General features: G+C 65.2%; 12 protein-coding genes. 6 read left to right on the forward strand and 6 right to left on the reverse strand.

The genetic code is table 11. The features are described 5' to 3' along the window. Positions 1 to 371: 371 nt before the first annotated feature. Complete coding sequence (locus GWC77_RS15330) at positions 372 to 2045, forward strand: porin (protein ID WP_254366979.1); 1674 nt, start codon at positions 372 to 374, stop codon at positions 2043 to 2045. Between the two features lie 103 nt (positions 2046 to 2148). Here the strand turns inward: GWC77_RS15330 and GWC77_RS15335 are convergent, their stop codons facing one another. From GWC77_RS15335 to GWC77_RS15345, 3 genes are all read right to left on the reverse strand, one after another. Next, entirely contained in the window at positions 2149 to 3987 is a 1839-nt protein-coding gene (locus GWC77_RS15335; RefSeq protein WP_173258194.1) for an ABC transporter ATP-binding protein, read from the reverse strand. 400 nt (positions 3988 to 4387) lie between these two features. Further along, positions 4388 to 8125 carry a DUF748 domain-containing protein gene (locus GWC77_RS15340; RefSeq protein WP_173258196.1) on the reverse strand — a complete coding sequence of 1246 codons (3738 nt, stop codon included), beginning with the start codon at positions 8123 to 8125 and terminating at the stop codon, positions 4388 to 4390. 12 nt (positions 8126 to 8137) lie between these two features. Further along, a complete protein-coding gene (locus GWC77_RS15345; RefSeq protein ID WP_254366980.1) occupies positions 8138 to 9619 on the reverse strand; it encodes a DUF1254 domain-containing protein in 1482 nt (493 codons plus the stop codon). A 378-nt stretch (positions 9620 to 9997) separates the two neighbouring features. Between GWC77_RS15345 and GWC77_RS15350 the strand changes: the two genes are divergently transcribed. Beyond that, a complete protein-coding gene (locus tag GWC77_RS15350) occupies positions 9998 to 12322 on the forward strand; it encodes a cation-translocating P-type ATPase (protein ID WP_173258198.1) in 2325 nt (774 codons plus the stop codon). A 71-nt stretch (positions 12323 to 12393) separates the two neighbouring features. Here the strand turns inward: GWC77_RS15350 and GWC77_RS15355 are convergent, their stop codons facing one another. Then, positions 12394 to 13434: a hypothetical protein gene (locus tag GWC77_RS15355; RefSeq protein WP_173258200.1), complete on the reverse strand. Its 1041-nt coding sequence runs from the start codon at positions 13432 to 13434 to the stop codon at positions 12394 to 12396. A gap of 357 nt (positions 13435 to 13791) precedes the next feature. Between GWC77_RS15355 and GWC77_RS15360 the strand changes: the two genes are divergently transcribed. After that, entirely contained in the window at positions 13792 to 14895 is a 1104-nt protein-coding gene (locus GWC77_RS15360; protein WP_173258313.1) for an AGE family epimerase/isomerase, read from the forward strand. Between the two features lie 9 nt (positions 14896 to 14904). Here the strand turns inward: GWC77_RS15360 and GWC77_RS15365 are convergent, their stop codons facing one another. Continuing rightward, positions 14905 to 16557 (reverse strand): methyl-accepting chemotaxis protein, encoded by a 1653-nt coding sequence (locus GWC77_RS15365; protein WP_173258202.1) that lies wholly within the window; start codon positions 16555 to 16557, stop codon positions 14905 to 14907. Between the two features lie 203 nt (positions 16558 to 16760). On the opposite strand from GWC77_RS15365, the gene GWC77_RS15370 reads away from it, so the two are divergent. The 3 genes from GWC77_RS15370 (at position 16761) to GWC77_RS15380 (ending at position 18649) form a co-directional block, all read left to right on the forward strand. After that, the gene (locus GWC77_RS15370; RefSeq protein ID WP_173258204.1) at positions 16761 to 17213 is read left to right on the forward strand and encodes a PaaI family thioesterase; all 453 of its coding nucleotides are present in this window, start codon (positions 16761 to 16763) and stop codon (positions 17211 to 17213) included. Beyond that, positions 17210 to 18028 carry an alpha/beta fold hydrolase gene (locus GWC77_RS15375; RefSeq protein ID WP_173258206.1) on the forward strand — a complete coding sequence of 273 codons (819 nt, stop codon included), beginning with the start codon at positions 17210 to 17212 and terminating at the stop codon, positions 18026 to 18028. Before GWC77_RS15370 ends, GWC77_RS15375 begins: the two co-directional genes overlap by 4 nt. A 75-nt stretch (positions 18029 to 18103) precedes the next feature. Continuing rightward, on the forward strand, positions 18104 to 18649 hold the full coding sequence (locus tag GWC77_RS15380; protein ID WP_173258208.1) for a hypothetical protein: 546 nt from the start codon (positions 18104 to 18106) through the stop codon (positions 18647 to 18649). 44 nt (positions 18650 to 18693) lie between these two features. On the opposite strand, the gene GWC77_RS15385 is transcribed toward GWC77_RS15380, so the two are convergent. After that, positions 18694 to 19440 carry a GGDEF domain-containing protein gene (locus tag GWC77_RS15385; protein ID WP_173258210.1) on the reverse strand — a complete coding sequence of 249 codons (747 nt, stop codon included), beginning with the start codon at positions 19438 to 19440 and terminating at the stop codon, positions 18694 to 18696. Positions 19441 to 19462 lie beyond the last annotated feature (22 nt).

Below are 19462 nucleotides of genomic sequence, written 5' to 3' on the forward strand. Positions count from 1 at the left end.
CGCGGCTACACGCGCTTCGAAACAATGCGAACCGTGCTGTTCCTCATCGCCGGCAAGCTAGATTTCTCCAGCTTCAACCCGCATGCCTCGTGAGCCGCGTTACCCACTGCATTTTCAAAAGAGCCAGATTTTTCAAAACCCTGCATCAATCCCAGACTAGCCGAGCCATTTGGACAGTCCACGGTAAACCACCCCGCCGTCGTCCCTGATGCGCGCGCCGCGAACCGGTGCACGCGCTTGGTGCTATCGCACGCCCGTATATCCATAAATAAGCTTTCACTTCGTAATACAGATTCGATTCCGTAAAGATCATATCTTTACGGAATGTAATAAATCAAAAAGTATATTTAGTAGTCCTAATTAAGGAGGAGATGTTGAAAGTCTTTCGATCCGCGCCGCTTCTTGCGGCTCCCACGCTGTTGGCGATCGCCGCAGGTATGACTGCCTCCGGGGGCGTTGCCGCACAGGCCCTCCCCACGAGCAGCGAATCTCAAGAAATACGATTGCTCAAGGAGCAAATCGACAATCTGAACAAGAAGCTCGATGCGCTCGCGGCAGGTCAGGCCCGAACGGAAGCCGCTCAAAGAGCCCAGAAGGCATCGCCACCCATCGCCGCTGCCAACACCGCGGCGTATGCGGGCGTCGATGCCGACGCCCCGAAATCCAGTTGGAGCGACAATCTGCCGCCGCGCTTGAAGTCCTTGCTGGACGTGTTGGGCGAGATCGACTTCTATGGCAACCTGGACCTCTCGGTGGACTACGCGACGAAAGGCCTCGCAAGCTCGTACACGCTGCCCGACGGCACCGTCGTCAGCCCGCGCGGCCATATGGGATGGCAGCCGGATATCTCGTCGAATCTTTCCTACTTCGGCCTGAGAGGCAAACGATCGCTCGGGTCTTCGAAAGATCTGTCATTCGTCTATCAGCTGGAAACGCAGCTCGATGTCTCGGCCACGTCCGGCACCGGCAACTCGAACTCGGCTCAGGATTCGACGGTCAAGGGGGCGCTGACCTCGCGCAACAGCTATATCGGTATAGCGTCGTCGAAGTGGGGGGCGTTCAAGGTCGGCAAGACGGATGCGCCGTACAAGAACTCGACGGCGAGAATGAATCCGTTCTCCGGAACGCTGGGCGACTACGGCACCATCATGGGCAATACGGGCGGCGACAACCGCGTCGAATTCGGCACCCGCCTCGATCATGCGCTGTGGTATGAATCCCCGCACTTCCACGGATGGTCGTTCAATGCCCTCGTTTCGCCCGGACAGAACCGCGGCTACGAAAATTCCACGCAGGCAGCGGGCGAATCGAACTGTACGGGCGGCAATATCCCGGGCAGCGGCGGCGGCCCCGTGGCCTGTGACGATGGCAGCTACGGCACCGCCTATAGCGCCAACATCGCTTACGAGGGCGGACCGTTTTATTTCACGACGGCGTACGAACTCCATCAAGGGGTGAACCGGTCGGGCGACGTGACCTCCACGCCCGCGGCACTGGCGTCGCTGGACGGAACGGATCCGAACGACATCGGCAACGAATGGGCGTGGAAGGTCGGCATGCAGTACAAGCTGCCCACGCACACGACGCTCAATGGTGTCTACGAAGTGATGCGCCGGAAGATCCCGGCGTACCTGGAGGTGCAAAACGAACGCAGCCGCAACGGACTCTGGCTGGCGGTGACGCAGGACTTCACGGCGAAGGACAGCCTGAGCCTCGGCTGGGCGCATGCATTCCATTCGCCGGGCGATCCGGGGCAGCACAATACGCCGCCCGTCGATCCAACCGCGCTCGGCACGGCTAATCCGCACAACGCGGCAAACATGTTCGCCGCCATCATTCGGCACAAGATCGACAAGCACACGACGATCTACGCCGATTACGCGCTCTTGCTCAATCAGCCTGCGGCGCACTATGCGCTCGGCGCGGGCGGCCGCTCGGTGACGGTGGACTGCCACGACGGCAGCTCCGTCTCTCAGGGCGCGCCGTTCTGCTACGCGGGCGGCCGCGAAATGGGCGTGTCGGTGGGTCTGAACTACAAGTTCTGAGGCGTGTCGCCCGACGAGGAAAAAGCAGGGGGCAGCCGAAATGGCCGCCCCCGGTCCTGCGTCGTGCTCGGGCCGCCGCAAACGGCATTGCGCCGTGGCTGCGTCATTGCGCCATCGGCAACGGCGATTCTTGCAGCGAAGCTTCCAGCCCCTTGGTCAGCTCGAGCGCCTGACGTTCGAAAAGCCGCCGGTAGATACCGCGCTCGGTGCGAATCAGCGTGTCGTGATCGCCTTGCTCCACCACGCGGCCACGCTCGAGCACGATCAGCCGATCCAGCGCGCGCACGGTCGACAAGCGATGTGCGATGACGATCGTCGTACGCCCTGCCATGAGCCGCTCCATCGCCTGCTGGATCAGCGCTTCGCTTTCGCTGTCGAGGCTCGACGTGGCCTCGTCGAAGATCAGAATCCGCGCGTCGGCAAGAAACGCGCGCGCGATCGCGACGCGCTGCCGCTCGCCGCCCGATAACTTGACGCCGCGTTCACCGACGAGCGTTTCATAGCCGTTGGGCAGCGCGGCAATGAACTCGTGCGCGTTCGCGAGCCTGGCTGCATGTTCGATCTCGGCACGGGTGGCACCCGGGCGCGCATAGGCGATGTTCTCCCAGAGCGTGCGATGAAACAGCAGCGGCTCTTGCTGGACGATCGCAATTTGCCCACGCAGCGACGCTTGCGTAACCTGCGCGATATCCTGGCCGTCGATCAGGATCGCTCCGCCCTTCACGTCGTAAAGCCGCTGGATCAGCTTGATGAACGTCGTCTTGCCGGAACCCGAGTGACCGATCAGGCCGACCCGCTCGCCCGGTGCAATGCGCATCGAGAAATCGGCGTAAAGCGGCGCTGCCTCCGCACCGTAGCGAAACGTCACGCGCTCGAAACGAATCTCGCCGCGGTCGATGACGATCGCCGGTGCATTGGGCTTGTCGTCGATGCCGAGCGGCTGCTGTTCGAGCGCGACGAGTTCTTCCATGTCGTTGACCGAGCGCTGCAGATTGCGCACGAGCATCCCCACATCGCGCAGGTAGCCCTGCAAGACCAGGAACATGGTCAGCGCAAAGGTGATATCGCCCACGCTTGCCTCGCCACGCATCCACAGGATCAGCGCCGCGCCGAGCATCGCGGCCTGCATCGCCGCGAGCATCGCGTTTTGCGCGCCGCCATTCGCCGTGCCGCGTAGCCAGGCCCGCCGCGTGCGCTTGCGCCATTTGCCAACGACGCGCGAAAGGCGCGCTTCCTCGCGCAGCTCGGCGCCGAACGCCTTGACGACCGAATTGCAGGTCAGCGCGTCGGCCAACGCGCCGCCCATGCGCGTGTCCCACGCGTTGCCAAGCCGCGCGGCCGGTGCGACGAAGCCGACCGAAAGAAAAGCCGTGACGGCGACGTAGACGATCGCGCCGACGCCGACGACAACGCCCATGGCCGGCCAATGCATGCCGAGCAACACCGTCGCGCCGACGAGCATCGCGACAGACGGCAACAGGCCGATCAGCAGCGTGTCGTTGAGCAGATCGAGCGCCCATATGCCGCGCGTGATCTTGCGCACGGTCGAGCCGGCGAAGCTGTTGGCGTGCCAATCGGACGAGAAGCGCTGCACGCGGTGAAACGCGCTACCGGCAATCTCGCTCATCATGCGCAGCGTCAGCCCAATGATGTCGAGAAACATCAGGTAGCGCAGTAAAGCAGCAGCCAGGCCCAGCGCGATCAAGGCAATAAACGCGGCAAGTGCCGCATCGAAGGCGGCCGCCTTGGCATGCGCGCCCGTCGCCAGCGCGTTGACGAGGCGGCCCGCGAAGTATGGCGCCAGCACATCGGCCAACGCCCCAGCCAACGACAGCAGGACGATCGTGCCGATTCGCCACGGCTGCTTGCACCAATGGGCAAAGGTATAGCCGAACACGCTCTTGAATGCGCGGCCGCCGAAATCCAGTTTCATGCGGGTCATAAGTGCTCCGCCCCGGCGACGCGGAGGCGTACCGGGGAATCGAAATCGAAAAAGAATGCGTCTACGGCGCCAGGCGTTCGCCTGCGCGCGCAAACCGCGAGTGATCGGTTGGAATATTCAGCCGGGAACTACGATGCCCGGATACGGCAAAGCTAGCTATGCCGCGGGGGTACCGAGACCGCGAAGGCCGGAAGTGGGGCCACGTAAAGGACGGCTGAAAGCGTTGTCGACACCATTTGGACGCCTCCTTTGCGTGTGAACGAAGTGAACGAAGTGAATGAAACGAACGGACCGAACTGCGATTGCGCGATTGTAGCAGCGGATCGGGCGAGGCGTGACGCGCCCGGGAATATCCCGTGGAACGAGCGGGTTATTCCCGGTGGGGCGCGCCGGCGACGCCTCAATGCAGCCCAAAGTCGACGCGCGTGGTCGGGCCGCTATCGCTGAGCTCCTTGGTATCGACCTTCGGCGCCACGATGAATATCCGGTCGGTATCGACTTTCAAGTACTGGCGAACGGCGTTCGCGCGACGCTGCGCCAAGTCGCGGAGGCTCGCTTCATCGATGGGGGCATGGGCGGCGAGTATCCGCTTCATGTCGTCGTCCGGCAGCGTCTTCGTGAGGCCGATGAAGTTGTGCTGTTTCTTGAAATCGGCGTTCTTGTAGGCCTTCGTCAAATACTCGCTGTACTCGCTCGGCGTGAGCGTGACCGAGGACGCATCGTCACCCTGCGCGCCGCCGCCCTGAGATTTGAGCTTCTCCTTGCGCACGAGGTCGTCGACGTAGGCCAGCCGCAGTGCGGGCGTGTCGATGGCAGGATCCGCGCGGCCTGTCAGATCCAGTTTGACTTCCGGTTTATCGGCGAGCAGCTTGGCGATCGTGTCGAGCTTGCTTCTCGTCGAGTCGGTCAGCTCGGCGGATCCCGGTGAAAACGCGACGTAACGGAGCTCGCGTGCGTCGCTCTCCCCACCGCCGCCCACCGCGTTCGCGAGCAGCGCAAACGGCGCCGTCACCGCCCGCTCGACCAGATGCAGAATGGCGCTCCAGATGAGACTACCGAGACTGAACTGAGGGTTCGACAGAGAACCCGATACGGGGACGTTCACATCGATCTGTCCGCGCCGGTTCTTCAACAGCGCAATGGCAAGCCGCACGGGCAGTTTCGTCGCCGTGTCGTTCTCGACGTGCTCGCCGAACGTCAGTTGATCGATGAACAGATGGTTGTTGGCCGTCAGCAGGTCGTTGTCGAGCTTATAGTGCAAGTCGACATTGAGCTTGCCCTTCGTGATCGGGTAACCGGCATATTTGATCGAATACGGCGTGAGATTCGTGAGCTCGATGTCGTGCGCGCTCGCGCTCAAGTCGAGCGACGGTTTCTCGGCCAGCGGATTGACCGTACCGCGAATGGCGATCGGACCGTTTTCCGCGAGGCTCGCCCCGACATCGACGGGCGCAGGCGTGCTCGAATCCGTGCCGAATGCGCCGATCGTCCCCGTAATGTCGACGAGGTTGGCGTTGTAGTTCGGCTTGACGAAGTTGTCGGTGTAGTTGACGCGCCCCTGCTGCAGCACGACCTCGCCGACGTGAACCCGCACCGGGTTCGACGACGTGGCCGGCGGCGCGTTGTGGGTCACCACGACCTCGCTCGTGTGCCCGCGATGTGTTGCGGCATCCTCTGTCGCAGCCTCGCTCTTTTCGCGCGCGAGCACATCGTCGAGATTGAGCTTGCCCTGCGCGTTGAGCAACACGCTTCCGAAGAACTGCGCGAACGTCACGCGGCCAATGTCGATATCGGTCGCGCGGCCGTCATAGCGCACTTTCGTACGCGCCAGTACGAGCGAGCGCCATCCGGCAAGCGGCGCCGAAGTGATGCGATCGAGCAGCCGCACATCGACAAGCGCAGCGCCGCCCTGGTAGGTCGCCTTGACGCTGTCTTTCGTCGCCGACACCTTCAACTCGCCGCCCGCGTTGAGCAGCGCACTCTTGACGACAGCGTTCAAGCTGTCGCCGAAGTACGGCTCGAACGCCGCCACATCGAGACGGTTCGCATGCAGCTTCAGCGACGCGTCGAGCGGGCTCGGCACGACGCTGCCCGAGGCCTCGAACAGGCCCTTGCCGTTCATCGTGGCATCGAGCTTGACGGGCAGCGGACGGCTCATGTCGTCGCTGATGTTTTGCGCTTGCAGTTGCACGGACGAAAAATGCACCGTCGCGGGCCGGGCCGGGACTTGATCGACGATATCGGCCGAAGCATCTTTCAAACGCAGTTCGGCGATCGAGTAATGCCATGCGGGCGAAGCGCCTGCCGGCTGAACGCTGTTGACCGGCTGCGTCTCGCGAGCCTTGCGGGTGCCTGCTTGCCGCGGCGTTTGCTCGCCCGCATGCGCGCTATTCGGCGCCTCGGCCCATGCGGCAAGATCGATGCGGCCGTCCTTCAGGCGCGTTGCCTTGACCGCCAGGCCGGTCGCCTCGACGCTCGACAGCTCGGCCTTGCGTTCGGCGAGGTCGATCTGCTTGACGCCGACGCGCGCGTCGCCGAGCGCAATGTCTCCCGAGCCGCCCGTACCCGCCAATTTCAACGCCTTGAGCGTCAAGTCGCCGTCGCTCACGCGCACATTCATCGGTGTCTTCGACCAATCCACCCGCACCGGCAGATTCGCCCCGAGTGTGCCGGCCGAAATTCGTGCGGCAGTGGCGTTGGCCAAGTACGGCTGAGTGAGCGCGAGCGGCAGCGCCTCGGCCGCGAGCTTGGCATCGGCGGTCTTGGCGTCGAGATCGAAGGAGCCGGTCGCCGCGAGCGTGCCGCCCTGAGCGAATGCCGTGCGGACTGCATAACGCACCGGGTGCTTGGCAAGCGTCGAAAAATCGTCGACCGATACTGTCAGGTGATTGAGCCCGAGCGCCACGGGCTGAGCCGGTGAGCGGTCTTCGAGCGCCACATTGCCGTCGTTGAGCGCCAGACGTTTGATCGAAAGATCGAGCGGCGCAGCGGCGCCGGACGCTGCCTCCGGCACCGATGCGGTCGATGCCGCAGATGCCGCAGATGCCGCAGATGCCGCGGCGCCGCTCGCCGGCGCGGTCGCGAACGTGCGCGCTACGCTCAGTTCGCCCGAACGCTCGCGCACCAGATGCAACGACGGCTGATCGAGCCGGATTTCATCGAAGCGAAACACGCGCTTGAACGGTTCGAGCGAAGCAGCGTCGACGTGCAGCGCATGCGCCGAAAAAAGCGGTGCGCTGCGTTCATCGACGATTCGCGCGTCGGCCAGATCGGCGGTGCCCGTCACGGTCAACGCGGGCGCGTCGCCGGCCATCACGAAGCGCAGCTTCAGATCGCCGGCAAGCCGGCCGTTTTGCACGGTGACCGGCAGCTTGACCGGCGCATACGATAGCAGCCGCGGCACATCCAAGTCGGCGAACTTCAGTGCGATTTCCGATTCGCGGGAAGCCGCGAACGGCTTCGTCTTTCCGCCGACGCTGATCGGACTGCCGTCCACGCGCGCGACGAAACGCGGATCGACGAAGATATCGGTCTTCGAGGGCAGCGTGGCGATGAACGGCACGCCCAGCGAGAGCTGATCGATCACATGCCGCGCGCCGAGCAAGCGGTCGTCGAAATCGATGCGGCCGTTGTCGACATCGATGTTCGAGACCGAAAAACGCGCCGGCCCCGTTTGCGGCTTGGAAGGCGTCGAGAACTTTTCGACGATATCCGTGAAATTGAAGCGCTGCGCATCGAGTCGCACGATGTTCGCGTGCGGCGAATCGATCGTCAACTCGTCGACGATCGGCGCAAAGCGCAGGATCGTGAGCCATGACAGGCGCACGACGAGGCGCTCGGCGCTGAAGAAATCGCCTGGCGCCGCCTTTTCGCCGATGCGGATGCGATCGGCTTCGAGCCGCAGCGTGTAAGGATTGAGCTTGACACGTCCGATCGTAACCGGCCGCGCCAGTTGGGCGCTCAGTTGCTGCTCGGCTACGTGCCGCAGAAGCGGCGGCGCGGCGAAAAATCCCAGCAGCCCGAAAACGGCGACGACGACGACGATCGAAATCGCCCACCGACGCACACCGCGCGAGCGCACCACGCCGAGTAGCCGGGTCAGCGCGCCTTCATCGCCGGCGTTAGAACTGCTCGTCATCCACCCTCCGGTTTACTTGCGCACGAGCGCAGGCGGTTGCCAATTGCCGTCCGCGGCGCCGGTTTGCGGAGCATAAAGCCGCAAAACGAGCTCGAAGGGGCCCTTCGGTGCCGGAACCCAATTGACCTGTCGCGCACGCCCGGGCGACGCGCTCTGGACATAGATGTCGACCGAACCGTCGCGGTTGCGCCGAAGACCGTCTCGCGACGCAACCGAGAGGTGCGGCAGCCGGCCATCGGTCAAGGCGCCATCCGCGGTATAAGCGGTCAGTGTCCAGAACCCGCGCACCGGCGGCAAGGCCTTGGCCGAAAAATGCAGCATATAGCGGTTATCGCCGTCGAGCGGCTCGCCCTGCGCATCGACGGACGTGGCCGCCACGATATCGTCCTCCTTCGTTCCACTGCCGGGGCGCGTGAACGCGGCGTACGCCCTCAGCGCGTAATCGTCAGCGTAGTGTCCGGCGCCGTCGGCAAGCCACGTCCAGCCGTTGCCCGAGAGCGCGTTGACGGGCGCGCTGGCAAGCCGTGCATGCGCATCGGCCATGCCGTCCTTGATCGCATCGGCCGCATCGCGCGGCAAATGCGCGGGTTCGCCCGGTTTCACACCGAGATCGGCGAGGATCTCGAGCTCATGCGCCTCGGCCGCGGAAGGCGGATTGTCGCGCAAGGCATCGGCAAGACGCCCGAAGAACGCATCGGCGTCGAGCGCTGCGACCGGTTGGGTTTGTGCGGCGGGTGTGTCGGCAAGCGCGATCGATTCGCCGTCGCTGTCCGATTCCTCGCGTTTGGCCGGCTTGAGCCGTTTGCCGCCTTTCGCGCGTTTGCCATGTTCCTCGACGAAGGCCGAAAGCGGTTCGAGGCGCACGAGGCTTTGCAGTCTTCGCGCGGCGGGCACCTCGCGAGGCCCCGTCGCCGCAAAGCGCACCGAAAGCCACAGGCTCTTGCCCGGCGCATCGACACGTTCGACGTCGGCAGGCAACTGTCCGTCCCAGCCCGGCGCCACGAACGCGATAGCGCTCGGCTTCGTGAAACCGCGCGCATTGGCAAACTTCCCGGTCGACCAGACGACGTTCGTCCACATATCGAGCGCCCGGGCGTCGAGGTATTCGCCGCGCGTGTTCGGCAGTAAGAGCACCACCGGTTCGGCGCCCAGATCGAGCCACGCCGTCGAGGCCAGCGTGTCCACATCGGCGTGCGGCGACACCCCCGCATCGTCCGCGGCCGGTAACGTGTCCTGGCGTTGCAGCGTGTTCACTCCCCCTCCGGGCGCCTGACCCGCCGCGGCCACCGCGCGGGCACTCGTCATCACGACGAGCGGGTAACCGAATACATAAGAGTCGGAGACCTCGTCCTTGGTCCAGCCATGGTTACGGGGCGCGCTGGACGAGTGCATCGGCGCGGCACATCCGGCCAGCAAGAGCACGGCAACGCTGACGATCCATGATGCAGCCCCGGCAGGTGAGAATACGTGTCGCATTGTTGTTGTCTTTTTCATTTAGGTGTCGATGAAATATCCGCAAAACGGCATCGAGGATCCGACACATGACGCGCCGTCCGGCAAGAACGGCGCTCTCGGCTTCGTGTCGGATCGCGAAAGGGTTTTATCGTATCCTCAGGCGGTAAGCAAGGACAACTCCGAAGCGAGGGCTGGATACACGTTTTGTTCGCTTTTTCCCGCTCTTACCGCACGACGCCGTGCGAAACCCACAATGTGCCCATGCGAAGCCCTTCATGACGCGAGCCGGAGCGGCGTCGCGGCCGAATGCATGGGATTTGCGGGGTGCGCGAAACCGCCGCTTGACCTTCCAATGATGGGAAGGTCAAAACTGTCATTTATCGCGGCAGTGGCCGCTTGCCTATCCTGATTCCCATCATGACCGATCTCGCCTCTCCACCAGCCGCGGCGGCCTCGTCGGCCTCGACTGCCTCGACTGCCGAACTCGATATCGGCGGCATGAGCTGTGCCTCGTGCGTGCGACGCGTCGAAAAAGCGCTCTCGCGGGTTCCCGGCGTCGTCGACGTCTCGGTGAACCTCGCCACCGAACGGGCCAGTGTCGGGCTCGCCACCGCCGCCGCGCCTGCGACGCTCGAGGCGCTCGTCGCGGCTGTCGCGGGGGCCGGCTACGAAGCGCGGCCTGTCGTCGAGGCGCCACGTGTATCGGACCGCGGTTCGGGCACTGCGGCCGCGGGCACGGATGCCGACCCGGACGCTGCGCGCCAGCGTCAATCGCAGCGCGAGCTCGCTATGGTGGCCGTCGCCGCCGCGTTCTCCTTGCCGCTGATGTTGCCGATGCTCGTCGAAGCCATCGGCGGGCACTGGATGCTGCCGGCATGGCTGCAGTTGATGTTGGCAAGCGTCGTACAGTTCGCCTGCGGTGCGAGGTTCTATGTCGGGGCGTGGCACGCCGTGCGCGCCCGCACCGGCAACATGGATTTGCTCGTCGCAATCGGCACCTCCGCCGCCTATGGGCTCAGCGTGTGGCAGATGAGCGTGCATCCCGGCGACACGATGCACCTGTACTTCGAAGCCTCGGCCGTCGTCATTACGCTCGTGCGGCTCGGCAAATGGCTCGAGACGCGCGCCAAGCGCGAGACCACCGCCGCGATCCGCGCGCTGAACGCGCTCCGGCCCGACCGCGCGCGCCTGCGGCAAGCCGACGGCAGCGAGCGCGAAGTCCCGCTCGACGAGGTGCACGTCGGCATGATCGTTCTCGTGCGGCCCGGCGAACGCGTGCCCGTCGATGGTTCGATTCTCGAAGGGCGCACCCATGTGGACGAAGCGCTGATCACGGGCGAAAGCCTGCCGGTCGCGAAAGCGCCCGGCGACCGGCTGACGGCCGGCTCCATCAACGGCGAGGGGCTCGTGGCCGTCACCACCACCGCAGTCGGCGCGGAAACCACGCTCGCGCGCATCGTGCGGCTCGTCGAGACGGCGCAGGCCCACAAGGCGCCGATCCAGCGGCTCGTGGATCGCGTGAGTGCAGTATTCGTACCGGCGATCCTGCTGATCGCCGCGGCGACGTTCGCCGGTTGGCTGCTCGCGGGGGCATCGGCCGAGACCGCTATCCTCAACGCGGTGTCAGTGCTCGTCATTGCGTGCCCTTGCGCGCTCGGCCTGGCCACGCCCGCAGCCATCATAGCGGGCACCGGCGTCGCGGCACGGCACGGCGTGCTGATCAAGGATGCGCAAGCGCTCGAACTCGCGCAACGCGTCACGGTCGTCGCATTCGACAAGACCGGCACGCTCACGCTCGGCAAGCCGCGAGTCGTCGCGTTCGAAAGCATCGGGATCGAGCGGGAGCGGGCATGGACGCTCGCTGCCGCGCTCGAACGCGGGAGCGAGCACCCGCTCGCGCGTGCGCTCCTCGCCGCATTCGAAGCGCAAATGCCGACGGAAACGGGCGACGACGTATCGGCGGCCGCACCGCTGCGGGCGCTTCACGTCCAGGCCGTGCCGGGCCGGGGCGTGCAAGGGGAAGTCGAAAGCGCTACGCTCATGCTCGGCAATGGCGGCTGGCTCGACGCGCTCGGCATCGACCCGCCAGCGCCCATGCTCGCGCGGGCTCGCGAACTGGAGGCCGCCGGCAATACCGTGTCGTGGCTCATGCGCGCCGGAGGGTCGGGCGTGAGCGCAACCGCGCTCGCGCTGATCGCATTCGGTGACACGGTCAAGCCCGATGCACGCGCGGCCGTCGAACGTCTCGCGGCGCGCGGAATCGAGAGCGTGCTCGTGACCGGCGATAACCGCGGCGCCGCAGCTTCGGTGGCCGCTGCGCTCGGCATCGAAACGTTCCACGCCGGGGTGTTGCCCGAGGACAAAGCGCGCGTGGTGCGCGAAATCAAGGCGCGAAGCGGCGGCATCGTCGCGATGGCGGGTGACGGCATCAACGACGCGCCCGCCCTTGCGGCAGCCGATATCGGCCTCGCGTTCGCGAGCGGCACCGACATCGCGATGCATGCGGCCGGGATCACGCTCATGCGCGGCGAGCCGTCGCTCGTCGCCGATGCGATCGACATCTCGCGGCGGACCTATCGCAAGATCCAGCAGAATTTGTTCTGGGCGTTCGTCTATAACCTGATCGGCATTCCGCTCGCCGCGCTCGGTTGGCTCAACCCGATGCTCGCGGGCGCCGCGATGGCGTTTTCCAGCGTGAGCGTCGTTACGAACGCATTGCTGCTCAAGCGTTGGAAACGGTAAACCGGAGCGGCTGGCGCATGGATCTATGGCAGCCGCCGATCTGAAACAGGCCTTTCGCGGCGAGCCGCCGGTCAACCGCCCCTGTGCGTGTGAGCCGCCCGCGCATGCTTGGCCGATGGCGTCAGCGTCGAGCCAGATGCCGAAGGCGCACCCGGCGCGGCGCCTTGGCGCGACGGCAGCGCGGCAAGCCTTCCCGCCATCGCGTCCGCAGTGCCGCGGATATCGGCCGCCGCGCCGGAAGCCGTGTCGAGAAACGCCGCGAGCGCCAACTGCTGGCTGCGCAAGAGCGCCTCGGTTTTTTGCTGTGTGGCTGCGCTTTCGCGCGCAACGCGTGCGAGGACGACGAACTGTGCGATCGCGAGCGCCAGCATCAGCACACTCGCGCACGCCATGATAGTCAGCAGGCGCACGCTACGTCGGCGGCTGGCGGCCGCGGCCCGGCGCTCCTCAGCGAGCGAGCGCGACAGCGCAGCGACGGTCTCGGCCAATGCCGCCGTCGATGCCGTTTGTGCGACCTGCGCCGCTTCGATGGCATCGGCGGAACCGGAAGCGGGCGAGTCGGCCGATGGGGGTGCCAATGACGATGACGATGACGGCCCCTGCGCGGGGCCCGATGTCCACCCGCGCTTGGCCGGCTGAAGCCTGTTGCGCGCCGGCCCGTCGGCCGGCCCGGATTGGGCGGCGTCGTCGACACGCAGATAAGCGGCGATGTCCGCGATCCGCGCGCCGGCCGGTTGCGGGATGACTTGCGCGCGCATCGAAGCGGGCGCCGGCTCGTGCAATGCCGGCGACGCGGCTCCCGTCTCGGGAGTCGGAGGCGGCATCGTTTCGGCCTCCCGCTCGGCGGCGGCCGCTCTCTGCGCTTCGGCGCGTGCGCGAAGCGAATCGAGCGCATCGGCCGGCAATTCGAAGCCGGCCAACGTGCCCTGACGCGGATCGAGGTTCAATGTTTCCAAGGCGCCGAACAAATCGGTGTCGAGGCGTTCGGCGGGCGGTTCGTCGCGCGAGTCTTGCGGATGGTCATGGCCGACCGAGCTTTCGTCGACGAGCGCATCGCCTTCGTTGCCCCCATGGCCTGCTGCGGCAAGCGCAGGCGTGCCCGGTTCGGACACGGTGGGATTCGACGGCGAATCCGATGCGGGCGAAGCGGGAGAAGCGGCACGCGCGCGCCGTCGGGCGGTCGCCGGGCGGCTGACGCGAGAGGTCGAAGATGCTGCGGAATCTGCCATAGCTGGAAAGCGGAAAGACGGTAAAGCGAAGAGCGCGGTCATGGCCGCGCGCGAGCGCGAATCTATTCGATCTTCGTGTTCGGCGAACGCCGCATTGTCTCACGATCGGCAGGCGCGGCAGCACGGGGATCGAGCGATGCGGCCACGCCCGGTCCGGCGAATTTGAATTATCCTTTGCGCTTCACGCGGTGCCCACCGCGTTCATCCGATAGGGCCGCCCGCCCCATACGCTTTATGTCCATTTCGATCGACGCTGCCATCGCGGCGCAAACCAGCGCTCTTCGCGAACACTTTGCGCACACGGTCATGCCGCTATGGCGCGGAGTGGGCTACAACGCCGCCCTCGGCCTGCCGTACGAGGCCGTCAGCGCGGACAATCAGGCGCCGCTGCCTGTCGTCCGTTATCGCGCGATGGCCTGCGCGCGGCAACTGTTCGTGTTTTCGCTGGCCGGTGACGCCGAACATGCTCATACGTTGTTCGATTCACTGCGCCGCTATTTCCGCGACGCGCGCCACGGCGGATGGATCTATAGCGTCGATGCGGCCGGCGCGCCGCTCGATACGACGAAAGACCTCTATACACAGGCATTCGTCATCTTCGCGTGCGCTCAGTATGCGAACACATTCGGCGAGCGCGACGCGCTCGACGTGCTGGCCGAAACGGCAGCATTGGTCGATGCGCGCTTTGCCGCGCCGGGCGGCCTCTTGCATGCCGCGCTCGGCGAGAATTTCTCGACCGTGCGCACGGGAGCGCTGCAGAACCCGCTCATGCACTTGGCCGAAGCGTACCTGGCCGCGCGTGCCGCCTCGGGTGAGAGCGCCTATGACCGCTCGCTCGCGCGGCTTGCCGATGCCGTCGCCGGCACATTCGTGCACGCGCCGACAGGCGCGATCGCCGAATTGCCGATCGGCACCGCGGGCAACCGGCTCGAACCGGGCCACCAGTTCGAATGGTTTTATCTGGCGGCGAGCGCCGGCAGCACGATCGCCGCCTCGGGGCTGGCCGAATCGCTCGAGCGCGCGTTCGTCTTCGCGCAGCGCCACGGCGTGGACGCCGTCACGGGCGGCGTATGCGCCGCTCTTAACGAGGACGGCTCGATTCAGGATGCAACGCAGCGCATCTGGGCGCAGACAGAATATCTGCGCGCGCTGGCGACACGCGGCACGCCCGACGACCTTCGGGCACTCGTGTCGCAAATTACCGCGTTTCGCGAGCGCTTTTTGCATTCGCGCGGCTGGTACGAGTGCAAGACTCCGGCCGGCGATGTTTCGCGCGCCGATATGCCGTCGACCACGCCCTACCATCTGGCGACGGCTTACGCGTCGTTGCCGGGCGCACGCTGAGACCGTGCGTTACGGCGCGTAACGCGCACCTCGATAGGCGAGCCGCGGCTCGCGTGCCGGCGCATCGCTCGTGCCAGCGTCGGCAGCTACCGAGATCGACCGGGCATGCGCCAGCACCCGATCGGAGATTTCGAACACCGATACGGCCGCTTTGAGCTGCCGCGTTTGATCGTGCAACGAGGAGGCGGCAGCTGCGGCCTGCTCCACGAGCGCCGCGTTTTGCTGCGTCATCCGATCCATCTGCACGACGGCCTGATTGACCTGCTCGATGCCGGTACTCTGCTCCTGCGACGACGCGCTGATTTCACCCATCATCTGCGCGACGCGCGAAATCGAGCCCGAGACCTTCTGCATCGCCTCGCCGGCGCGTTCCACGAGTTCGGAGCCGCCCTCGATCTGCGCAACCGATTCGTCGATCAGCGCCTTGATCTCCTTGGCGGACTGGGCACTGCGTTGCGCGAGACCGCGCACCTCACCCGCGACGACCGCGAAGCCGCGGCCCTGCTCGCCGGCCCGCGCCGCCTCGACCGCCGCGTTGAGCGCAAGAATGTTGGTCTGAAACGCGATACCGTCGATGACGGAGATGATCTGCGCGATGCGATCGGAGCTTTGCGCGATACCGTGCATCTTTTCGACGACGCTTTGCACGACGCTTGCGCCGTGCCCCGTCGACCGCAACGCATCCTCGGCGAGCACATTGGCTTCGCGCGCGTGCCCGGCGTTGTGGCGTACGGTCGCGGTGAGCTCTTCCATGCTCGATGCGGTCTGTTCGAGCGAGGCGGCCTGGCTTTCCGTGCGCGCCGAAAGATCCGCATTGCCCGTGGCGATTTCGTCGGCCCCGATATGAATCGAATCCGACGCTTCGCGCACCGCCTTGACCGTGCTTGCGACACTGGCCTGCATATAGGCCAGCCCTTCGAACAGACGGGCGATCTCGAGCGTGCCGCGCGCCTCGATCGGCTCCACGAGCTTGCCGCGCGCGATGCGCTCGAAGTGGCGGCCCGCTTCCTCGAGCGGCGCAACGACGCCGCGTTTCAATGCGAAGTAAACGACAGCGGTACCGGCCAGCAAGGCGGCAAGAATAGCAAGGCTCGCGGCGCGAAAGAGCGACAGACGATGATCGATCGAGTCGAGCGAGGCGCGCGTTTGCCCCGCCCCGAAGCCCGTGAAGCCATGCACGGCATCGATGTAGGCATCCTGGAACGATTGCGTCGGTTGATCGAGAAATGCCTTCACGTTGCCCGTGTCGAGATACTGGACGAGCTCGCCCAGCGCACCGTGCAGCGCCTGGTATTTCTCGGCGACGGCCGCTGCGCGCGTGCGGTTTTCCTCGCTCTCTTTCGGCGCGCGAGAGAAGCGCTCGAACGATTGCTGCGCGAGCGCGAGCTGTTCGCGCGCGTGATCGACGATCTGCGTCGGCTCCGCCGCGCCGCCCACCATGCGCGTGCCGGCCCGCGACAAATTGATGCGCGCATCCATCAGATGCTGCGTCGTCTCGTTCACGGCATCGACCTGAGTCAGCGCGACATTCGCGAGATTGCCGACGTCGCGATGGGTGCTCGTGAGAGACCAGAAACCCAGCCCTCCGGTGAAGAGCTGGAACATACAAAATGCAGCCAATACCGCCAATAGCCCGGATGCGAGCTTGATCTTGCCGAACATCGAAAATACCTGGAAAAAGACGAAAAGCGGGAAATGCGCAGCCCACCCGCGCGAAGCGGATTCCCTCCTAGGGTTTACGGCAGTCACGCCGCTTGCTTGAGGGTCTCGCCCGCAGATTCCCATCCGTTCCTTGACTCCGCGCGCGAACCGTTCCTAGAGTGGAACCAATAGGACACGGGGCCGCGCCCCGCAAGGGGCCCCTGATGACCGACTTCTTCGATCTGGCGCGCGGCGCACTGCACGCTCAGCCGTTCAGCATGCTGCTCGGCACCGAGCTCGTGCAGATCGGCGAGCATGAAGTGACCTTGCGCCTGGCGATTCGCGACGAACTGCGGCAGCAGCACGGGTTCGTTCATGGCGGTGTCATCAGCTACCTTGCCGATAACGCGTTGACGTTCGCCGGTGCGATCGCGCTCGGGCCCCGTGTCGTGACGGGCGAGTACAAGATCAACTATCTGCGTCCAGCCGTGCGCGGGGCACTGCTTGCTCGCGCGGAGCTCGTTTATGCGGGGCGCGGGCACGCCACGTGCCAGTGCCGTATCTATCTGCTCGATGGCGACAAGGAAACCCTCGTAGCGCTGGCTCAAGGTACGATCAACCGCGTGGGAGACGGGCCCAACGCCGCGTCGGCGAGCGGTCCGATCGAACAGGCATGACGCTCGAATCGAAAAGCACGCTTCGGATCGAAGAAGCGACCCTCGCCTACGCGCTCATCCGCGGCGATGCGGCCTTGCCTTACCTTATCTTCCTGCATGAAGGTCTGGGCTGCACCGCCATGTGGGGCGACTTCCCCGAGCGGCTCTGCCGGGCAACCGGATGCCCAGGGCTCGTCTACGATCGGGCCGGCTATGGACAGTCGTCGCCGCTGCCGGCCGGGACGCAATGGGATACCGGCTATCTGCATCGCTCGTCCCAGCGCGAACTGCCGCAAGTGATGGCGCGGCTCGTGCCGCCATCGGCGCCTTATATTCTCGTCGGCCATTCCGATGGCGGCAGCATCGCACTCATTCACGGAGCCGAACGCAACCCGAGGTTGCGCGGCATCGTGACGATCGCGGCGCATGTGTTCGTCGAGGCCGTGACGCTCGTGGGCATACGCGATGCGCTCGCCGCGTGGCGCGTCGGCAAGCTGGCCGGACTCGCGCGATATCACGGCGAGAAGACGGCCGATGTGTTTCGCCTCTGGTCCGACGCATGGCTCGATCCGGCCTTCGCGTCATGGAACATCGAGGCGCTGTTGCCGCGCATCGACGTGCCCCTGCTGGTCATGCAGGGCCAGGACGACCAGTACGGCACCGCGCGGCAAGTGCATTCGATCGCACGGCATAGCGCGGGGCCGGCGAAAGAGGCACTGCTGCCCCGGTGCGGGCACTCGCCGCACAAAGAGTGCCCCGAGGCGGTCCTAGCGGCGAGCGCGGAGTTTATTCGCTCGCTCGCAACGCGAATGCCTCTGGATCGCACGGCTGTCTGACGCTAGAATGGCGGCCCCTCGAACATTCGTGCCGGCGTATTCGCGTCCGGTGCATGTCGATCCGCGATCCGATCCATGGCAAAACTTCTGAACGACACCGAATTCCAGCGCTTCACCGAACTCCAGCACAAGCAGGCGAGCTTCACGATCACGAGCGAAGAGGCCGACGAATTGCGCCTCATCGTCGAACGCGCGCAACAAAAACGCGACGATCGCGCAGCCGCCATGCGGGACATCGAAGCCCACATCGAGCAATTCGAAATCACACCGGAAGAACTTTTCTCGCCCGAGCAGATCGGCGAAGCCGCGCGAACGTACGGGCTGATTGCCTCGTCGGCCAAGAAGGAGCGCGTCTTGCCGCCGACACTGACGTTCAACGGCAAGCCCTATCAATGGACGCGCACGTTGCCCGACGAAATTCGCGCGCCGCTCTTCGATGCGTTCAAGGCGGGCGAATCGATCAAGCGTTTCCTCGCCACCCCGAAGGACACGACACGAAACGCGACAACGATCGCTCGCCTCGAGCGCGAAACGGGTAACGTCTATGCCGAGGCATGGCTGGAGGAACTCTCGATCTCGCGCGGCCAAGTCGAGGAAGCGGCCGCAAAGCTGGCCGCGTAAGGCAGGATCGGCATCGCCGCCCGCGCGCTCGGCGGGCACGCCGGTTACAGCACCGCGAGCCGCACCGTATCGCGGCCCGCACGCTTGGCCTCGTAAAGCATCCGGTCGGCATGGCGATAAAGATCGTGGGGCAGATGGCGATTCTCGCTGCGGGCACCGCGCCATACGAAGCCGAAGCTCGCCGTCAGCACCGCTTCGCGCTTCGTGGGATGCGGCAACGCAAGCGCACGTACCGCCAGGCGTAGTCGATCGATCGCAGCCAGCGCGTCGCTCGGCGATTCGGCGTTCAGCAGAATGCAGAACTCGTCGCCTCCAAGGCGAATCAGGCTGTCGCCCGCGTGCCGCAACTGAGCGCGCACGGCTTGCGCAATCTGCTTCAGCGCATCGTCGCCCGCGCTGTGACCGTATGTGTCGTTGTAAGCCTTGAAGCCGTCGATATCGAACAGGCAAAACGCAAGCGCACCATCGACATGCCGCGACGACGCGCGCGCCCCGAACGTTTCGTCGATATGCCGGCGATTGAACGCCCCGGTCAGTTCATCCGTGACAGCAAGGCGCGACAGTCTCGCCACTTCGGATTCCAGTTGGCGGATTCTCGCTTGCAAGCGCCCCCGTTCCGCCTCGTCGCCTTCAACGGTCCATTCTTTCCAGAGCCGCACCAGAAACTCGCCTTCGGCAGCGAGACCCCGCCCGATGCGGCGGGCCCATGCCGCGCACAACGTCAGCCACGTCTGTCCACGTGTCGGTCGAGCCCCCTTCCAGGAGAGATCGCTCATCGATTGCCAGCTCATTTCGGTACCTCGGAATTCATGA

Origin of the sequence: Paraburkholderia sp. NMBU_R16, assembly GCF_013282575.1 — a bacterium.
Taxonomy (GTDB): Bacteria; Pseudomonadota; Gammaproteobacteria; order Burkholderiales; family Burkholderiaceae; genus Trinickia.